This window comes from Agromyces sp. P1_H4 (genome assembly GCF_056405255.1).
The window spans coordinates 1-6,812 of record NZ_JBFUCL010000205.1 but is presented as its reverse complement, the minus strand read 5'-3'; the positions used below and the strand labels follow the sequence as shown (position 1 = coordinate 6,812).

General features: G+C 70.7%; 7 protein-coding genes and 1 pseudogene. 6 read left to right on the top strand and 2 right to left on the bottom strand.

Annotated features, from left to right (window positions below):
* Positions 1-220, bottom strand: a pseudogene (locus tag AC1DY2_RS12715) (hypothetical protein); the annotation flags it as partial.
* Positions 221-386: 166 nt separating this feature from the next.
* Between AC1DY2_RS12715 and argG the strand changes: the two are divergent.
* From argG to AC1DY2_RS12700, 3 genes are all read left to right on the top strand, one after another.
* Positions 387-1,814 carry an argininosuccinate synthase gene (gene argG / locus AC1DY2_RS12710; RefSeq protein WP_476762762.1) on the top strand — a complete coding sequence of 476 codons (1,428 nt, stop codon included), beginning with the start codon at positions 387-389 and terminating at the stop codon, positions 1,812-1,814.
* Positions 1,815-1,994: 180 nt separating this feature from the next.
* The gene (cls, locus tag AC1DY2_RS12705) at positions 1,995-3,467 is read left to right on the top strand and encodes a cardiolipin synthase (protein WP_476762761.1); all 1,473 of its coding nucleotides are present in this window, start codon (positions 1,995-1,997) and stop codon (positions 3,465-3,467) included.
* 15 nt (positions 3,468-3,482) lie between these two features.
* A complete protein-coding gene (locus tag AC1DY2_RS12700) occupies positions 3,483-4,151 on the top strand; it encodes a GAP family protein (protein ID WP_476762760.1) in 669 nt (222 codons plus the stop codon).
* 59 nt (positions 4,152-4,210) lie between these two features.
* Here AC1DY2_RS12700 and AC1DY2_RS12695 read toward each other — a convergent pair whose 3' ends face one another.
* The gene (locus AC1DY2_RS12695) at positions 4,211-4,558 is read right to left on the bottom strand and encodes a hypothetical protein (protein ID WP_476762759.1); all 348 of its coding nucleotides are present in this window, start codon (positions 4,556-4,558) and stop codon (positions 4,211-4,213) included.
* 186 nt (positions 4,559-4,744) lie between these two features.
* Here AC1DY2_RS12695 and AC1DY2_RS12690 point away from each other — a divergent pair, with 186 nt between their 5' ends.
* The 3 genes from AC1DY2_RS12690 to AC1DY2_RS12680 all read left to right on the top strand — a co-directional run.
* Complete coding sequence (locus tag AC1DY2_RS12690) at positions 4,745-5,422, top strand: TetR/AcrR family transcriptional regulator (protein WP_476762758.1); 678 nt, start codon at positions 4,745-4,747, stop codon at positions 5,420-5,422.
* Positions 5,419-6,087 (top strand): hypothetical protein, encoded by a 669-nt coding sequence (locus AC1DY2_RS12685; RefSeq protein WP_476762757.1) that lies wholly within the window; start codon positions 5,419-5,421, stop codon positions 6,085-6,087. The genes AC1DY2_RS12690 and AC1DY2_RS12685 overlap by 4 nt, the downstream gene beginning before the upstream one ends.
* On the top strand, positions 6,084-6,812 hold a 729-nt coding region (locus tag AC1DY2_RS12680), incomplete at its 3' end, for a YhgE/Pip family protein (protein ID WP_476762756.1). The genes AC1DY2_RS12685 and AC1DY2_RS12680, both read left to right, overlap by 4 nt.

The window sequence follows — 6,812 nt, the reverse complement described above, 5'->3', positions numbered from 1 at the left end:
TGGCGACGAGCACGCCGATCTGGTCGTAGGCGGCGACCACGGTGCCACCCGCTGCGGCCACCCGGGCCGCGGCCTTCGCTGTGCTCTTGCCCTGCGGGGCGAGCACGAGGTACGTGGATTCGGGCCCGGAGGCGGCTGCGGCCGGTGCGACCGCGGCGCCCATCAGGCCGATGGCGATGGCCACGGCGGATGCCGCGCCGATCACCCTGTGCTTCTGCATGCGTGTTTCTCCTTCGTGTGGAGTGCACCGCCGGCCGTGGGTCGGTCGGCGGCCCGGACCGTCCAGTGGATGCGACGACGGCGACGTCGATGGTGCCGCGCGACCGGTGGCGCGAGTCTATTGGCGGCGTCGTCGCCGGGGAAGTGGCGCAAGTAGGCTGGTGGGCATGTCGAAAGTCCTCTCCAGCCTGCCCGTCGGCGAACGCGTCGGCATCGCCTTCTCCGGCGGCCTCGACACCTCGGTGGCGGTCGCGTGGATGCGAGAGAAGGGCGCGGTGCCCTGCACGTACACGGCCGACATCGGCCAGTACGACGAGCCCGACATCGCCGCGGTACCCGAGCGCGCGAAGGAGTACGGCGCTGAGATCGCCCGCCACGTCGACGCGAAGGCCCCGCTCGTCGAGGAGGGCCTGGTCGCGCTGCAGTGCGGCGCGTTCCACATCCGCTCGGGCGGCAAGACCTACTTCAACACCACGCCGCTCGGCCGGGCCGTGACGGGCACGCTCCTCGTGCGTGCCATGAAGGAGGACGGCGTCGACATCTGGGGCGACGGCTCCACCTACAAGGGCAACGACATCGAGCGGTTCTACCGCTACGGCCTGATGGCCAACCCGCGCCTGCGCATCTACAAGCCGTGGCTCGACGCGGCGTTCGTGACCGAGCTCGGCGGCCGCAAGGAGATGAGCGAATGGCTCGTCGCGCGTGGCTTCCCCTACCGCGACGCCACCGAGAAGGCCTACTCGACCGACGCGAACATCTGGGGCGCCACACACGAGGCGAAGCGCCTCGAGGAGCTCGACGCCGGACTCGACATCGTCGAGCCCATCATGGGCGTGGCCGCATGGCGCGACGACGTCGAGGTGGCCACCGAGGAGGTGTCGGTGCGCTTCGAGGCGGGCCGCCCGGTCGCCATCAACGGCGCGGAGTTCTCCGACGCCGTGGCCCTCGTGTACGAGGCGAACGCCATCGGCGGGCGGCACGGCCTGGGCGTCTCCGACCAGATCGAGAACCGCATCATCGAGGCGAAGAGCCGTGGCATCTACGAGGCGCCCGGCATGGCGCTCCTCCACATCGCCTACGAGCGCCTGCTCAACGCGATCCACAACGAGGACACCATCGCCAACTACCACGCCGAGGGCCGCCGCCTCGGTCGCCTGATGTACGAGGGACGCTGGCTCGACCCGCAGTCGCTCATGCTGCGCGAGTCCATCCAGCGCTGGGTCGGCTCGGCCGTCACCGGCGAGGTCACCCTGCGCCTGCGTCGCGGCGACGACTACACGATCCTGAACACCTCGGGCCCTGCGCTCAGCTACCACCCCGAGAAGCTGTCGATGGAACGGGTCGGCGACGCCGCCTTCGGCCCCGAGGACCGCATCGGGCAGCTGACCATGCGCAACCTCGACATCGCCGACTCCCGTGCGCGTCTCGAGCAGTACGCGCTCCAGGGCATCGTGGGCGGCGCGACGGCCGAGCTCGTGGGCGACCTCGAGGCGGGCGAGTCCGCGGCGATCACTGCCGGCGAGCTCGAGACCGACCTCGAGGCCGCCACGGATGCCGCGAACGAGGCAGCCGCGTTCGACCTCGGCACCGACTGACGGGGGACGCCACCGGCGACGCGCCCGATCCCCGGCGCGGCAGGTCTTGGACGGCCGCACTGCCGGTGCCATACTCAGACGACCGACCGGTCGCCTGAGCGAGGCGGGCGGCGAGAGCGACCGTACTGGGGAGGGCGCCATGGCCGGTGCTGCAGCGACACGTCGAGCGGTCGTGCCGGAATGAGCGCCGAGACGGCGACCATCATCGGGTGGGTGCTGGTGGCGGCGGACTTCGCCATCCGCATCGCCGCCCTCATCATCATCCCGCGGGATCGCAAGCCCACGGCGGCGATGGCCTGGCTCCTCGCCATCTTCCTGATCCCGTTCATCGGCATTCTGCTGTTCCTGCTCATCGGCAACGTGAAGCTGCCGAAGAAGTGGCGGGTGCGCCAGGCGGAGGTGAACCGGCTCATCACCGAGCGCGCGGCGGGCGTCGAGCTGGCCACGGATCGATCGCAGTGGCCCACCTGGTTCGCCACCATCGCCGAGCAGAACCGGCGACTGGGCGCCCTCCCGGTCATCGGCGGCAACACCGCGACGCTCATCGGCGACTACCAGGCATCGATCGACGCCATGACGGCGGACATCGAGACGGCCGAGCACTACGTGCACGTCGAGTTCTTCATCGTGTCGCTCGACGTGACGACGAAGGACTTCTTCGCGGCCATGGAGCGCGCCGTGCGGCGCGGCGTGACGGTGCGGGTGCTGCTCGACCACATCTCGACCGGGCGCTCGGCCACGCACAAGGCGACCTACGCCGAGCTCGACCGGATCGGGGCCAAGTGGAGCTTCATGCTCCCCGTGCAGCCGTTCAAGGGCAAGTTCCAGCGTCCCGACCTGCGCAACCACCGCAAGATCGTCGTGGTCGACGGGCGCGTCGGCTACACCGGCTCGCAGAACCTCATCGACCGCAGCTACAACTCGAAGAGCAACATCAAGCGCGGCCTGCAGTGGCAGGAGCTCGTGGCCCGGGTCACCGGGCCGACCGTGACGGCGCTCAATGCGGTGTTCATGTCGGACTGGTACGCCGAGACCGACGAGCTGCTCGCCGACGACGAGAACGTCCGCGCGACCGCCGTGCCCTTCGATACCTCGCCCGACGCCCTCGACTGCCAGATCCTTCCGAGCGGTCCGGCGTTCGAGGGCGAGAACAACCTGCGGCTCTTCCTGTCGCTCGTGAACTCGGCGCAGGAGCGGGTGATCATCACGAGCCCGTACTTCGTGCCAGACGAGGCGATGATGTACGCGATCACGTCGGCCCGGCTGCGCGGGCTCGACGTGCAGCTCTTCGTCTCGGAGATCGGCGACCAGGGCTCGGTGTGGCACGCGCAGCGGTCGTACTACGGCGCCCTCCTGCGGGCGGGCGTGCAGATCTGGCTGTACCCCGGCCCGTACATCCTGCACGCGAAGCACCTGTCGATCGACGACGACGTGGCGGTGATCGGCTCGAGCAACATGGACATCCGCTCGTTCAACCTGAACTTCGAGGTGATCATGCTGGTGCGCGGGGCCTCGTTCGTGGCCGACATGCGCGAGGTCGAGGCGGGCTATCGAGCCGTCGGCCGGCAGCTGACGCTCGAGGAGTGGGAGCGGGAGCCCGCATCGGCGACGTTCCTCGACGGCATCGCACGCCTCACGTCGGCGCTGCAGTAGMAGAGGGGAGAACGGATGCTGCAGGCCATCGGACACATCCTCCCGATCGCGCTTGCCGTGGCGATCAGTTCGGTGCCGATCATGGCGACCATCGTCATCCTCCTCTCGCCGAAGGGCGCGCAGACGGCGCTGCCCTTCCTGATCGGCTGGGTGCTGGGCATGGCGACGATGGTCACCATCTTCACGCTCGGCGCGCAAGCGGTCCCGTCACCTCGATTCGATCGGCGGCCCGATACGGTCATCGCGATCATCGAGATCCTCGTGGGCATCGCGCTCGTGGTGATCGCGAGCATCGAATGGCGTCGCGCGCTGCGAAATCCTTCCGATGCGATGCCCAAGTGGCTGAACTCGGTCGACAAGCTGGGGCGGTGGAGCGCCTTCGGCATCGCCTTCGCACTGAACGTCCGGCCGAAGGGACTGCTCCTCGCGATCGCTGCCGGGCTCGCCATCCGAGCGCCCGACCTGTCCGTCGGCGAAGCGGCGATCGTCATCGTGATCTACACGGTCATCGGCGCCTCGACCGTGGCGGTGCCGGTGATCCTCTCCCTCGCCGACCGCAAGGGGATGGAACCTCGGCTGCTGGCCATGAAGGACTGGATCAGCCGCAACAGCACAACCGTCACCGCCCTGATCTTCATCCTCATCGGCGTGTTCATCATCGGGACGGGGCTGACCGAACTCTGACCGCGTGCTTCCCAGCGTCGCGGTCGCCCCAGCGTCGCGGTCGCGGCCGCGGCCGTGGGTCAGCCGTGCCCACCCCCGCCGCCTCCGACGCATCCGCGCTCAGCGAAGGCCGCGTCGCCGCGACCCTCGAACCAGGTCGGGGTGCCGTGGTCGTCGTACCAGAAACCGGGGTACACGTCCTCGAGGTCCTGGTGCTTCTCGTGCGCACGCACGACCGCGACCTTGTCGGTCTCGATGAAGACGAAGGGGTTCTTCTCGCTGTGCGTGGCGTGGCAGTACGGGACCCGGTGGTCCCCGTCGACGGGCGACGTCGCGTTGGCGGCGAGACCGCCGCCGAGCACGCTGAGGGCCACGAACGGCAGGGCGGCGAGGCCGGCCACGAGGCGTGTGGTTGAGGTTCTGGACATCGAGGTGTCTCCTCTCGGTTTCGACACGTCGCCAGCCAAGCAGCAGCCGCAATTCGGCCACAAGAGCCATCCTCAGGTCGTGCCCTTTCGGCCGCGCCCCAATGCGAGTGCCACTCGTTCGGGGCCGGAACGGGGGACACGCCCGCACAACTTGCACATCGGTGTGCAACTTCGTAGACTGGAGTCATGTCCGACATCGACGCGGGCCGTCGCGCGCCACGTCGAGACGCGACCGCCAACCGCGAAGCCCTGCTCGCCGCCGCCGCCGACACGCTCGGCGAGGCATCCGACGCCCCCCTCGAGCGCATCACGAGCGCCGCCGGCCTGACCCGGCGCGCCTTCTACGGCCACTTCGCCAACCGCGACGCCCTCGTCGTCGCCGTCATCGACGTGGGGGCCGCGCGCCTCAACGCCGTCGCGGCGGCGACCGACCATCCCCACGCACCCACCGCCATCGCCCTGCTGGGCGCACGGCTGTGGGGCGCGGTGGCACACGTGCGCATGCTCGCCGGCATGGCCGTGCGCGAGCCCTACGCCACCCACGCCGGCGAGGCCCTCAAGCCCGTGCGCGATCGGCTGCGCACGCTGGTCGAGCGCGGCATCGCCGAGGGCACGGTGCGCCCCGACATCCGACCCGAGGTGCTCGCGCGCCTCATCGAGTCCGCCGCGATCTCGGTGCTGCTCGAGGCCGCCGCAACCGGCATCGACGACGTCGAGGGCCGCCGCCTCGTGATGCTCGCCGTGCTCGGCACCGCGGGCCTCGGGTGGCAGGACAGCGCCGACCTCATCGCGCGGGCACCCGAACTCTCCGTCGACGGCGCCACCCCCGCCGTCGCCGACGACCAGCAGGAGACCCACGCATGAGGATCGAACTCCGGGGGGTGAGCAAGGGCCGCAACGGCCAGGCGCTCGCCGCCACCACGGTCGGCTACGAATCCGGCCGCGCCACGCTCGCCCGCGCCGAGACCGAGCAGCGCCCCACCGTCCTCGGACTGCTCGCCGCAGGGCGCATGCGGCCCGACTCCGGTTCCGTCACGATCGACGGCCGAGCGGATGCCGCGGCGATCCGCCGCGCCGTCGCCCTCGTCGATGCGCCCGGCGTCTCCGACCCCGCTCCCGACATCACCCTCGCGGGCGTCGCCGCCGAGGAGCTCATGTTCGCCGGCGTCCCCTCGAACCCGGTCTCGGTGTCGCGCTGGCTCGACGACCTCGGCCTGCGCGAGTTCGCGCGCGTGCCGATCGCGAACGTCGACCCGGTCGTGCGCCTGCGCCTGCTCACCGAGCTCGCCATCCTGCGCGACGGGGTCGAGGGCATCGTGCTCGTCTCACCCGACCGCCACGGCGGCGACCCGCAGGAGTGGTGGACGCTCGCTCGCCGGCTCGCCGACCGCGGATACGCCGTGCTCGTCATCGCCGGAGACGCCTCTGCAGCGGCCATCGGCGCCGCCGCGATGATCGCCCGCATGCAGGCCGACGAGGTCGACGAGACCGACGAGCAGGCCGCCATCGCCGAGGGAGGCCTCGCGTGAAGGTCCCGCAGATGATCGCCGCCGAGTTCCGGCGGCTCACCTCCACCCGCATGTCGGTCATCGCGCTGCTCGCGCTCATCGCCGTACCCGTGCTCTACGGCGGCCTCTACCTCTGGGCGAACCAGGACCCGTACGCCAAGTTCCCCGAGGTGCCCGTCGCGCTCGTCGTGGAGGACGAGGGCACGCCCGCATCCGACGGCGCCGCACCGCGCAACGTGGGCGACGAGGTCGCCGACGAGCTCATCGCCGACGGGGCCTTCGACTGGCACCGCACCACGGCGGCCGAGGCGCAGGCCGGCCTCGAGGCATCCGACTACGACTTCGCCATCACCATCCCCGCCGACTTCTCGGACGCGCTCGCCTCGGTGAGCACCGACACCCCCCGCCAGGCCGAGCTGACCCTCGAGACCAACGACGCGAACAGCTACCTCGCCGGCACCATCGGCAAGCAGGCCATCGAACAGATCCGCACCACCATCGCCCAGACGGTGAACCGCGAGGCCGCGTCGATGCTGCTCGGCTCGATCTCGACCATCCGGGGCAACCTCGTCGAGGCGGCCGACGGCGCAGCCCAGCTCGCCGACGGCGCCACGCAGGCCGCCGACGGCGCCTCCCAGCTCGGCGCGGGCGCCACGCAACTGGCCGACGGCACCGCACAGCTCGCCGCGGGCAACGAGCAGCTCGCCACGGGCTCGGCCGAGCTCGCCGAGGGCGCGCAGCAGGTC

Coding starts and splice junctions, on each gene's coding strand:
- argG (WP_476762762.1), top strand. CDS start 387: ATGTCGAAAGTCCTCTCCAGCCTGCCCGTCGGCGAACGCGTCGGCATC.
- cls (WP_476762761.1), top strand. CDS start 1,995: ATGAGCGCCGAGACGGCGACCATCATCGGGTGGGTGCTGGTGGCGGCG.
- AC1DY2_RS12700 (WP_476762760.1), top strand. CDS start 3,483: ATGCTGCAGGCCATCGGACACATCCTCCCGATCGCGCTTGCCGTGGCG.
- AC1DY2_RS12695 (WP_476762759.1), bottom strand. CDS start 4,558: ATGTCCAGAACCTCAACCACACGCCTCGTGGCCGGCCTCGCCGCCCTG.
- AC1DY2_RS12690 (WP_476762758.1), top strand. CDS start 4,745: ATGTCCGACATCGACGCGGGCCGTCGCGCGCCACGTCGAGACGCGACC.
- AC1DY2_RS12685 (WP_476762757.1), top strand. CDS start 5,419: ATGAGGATCGAACTCCGGGGGGTGAGCAAGGGCCGCAACGGCCAGGCG.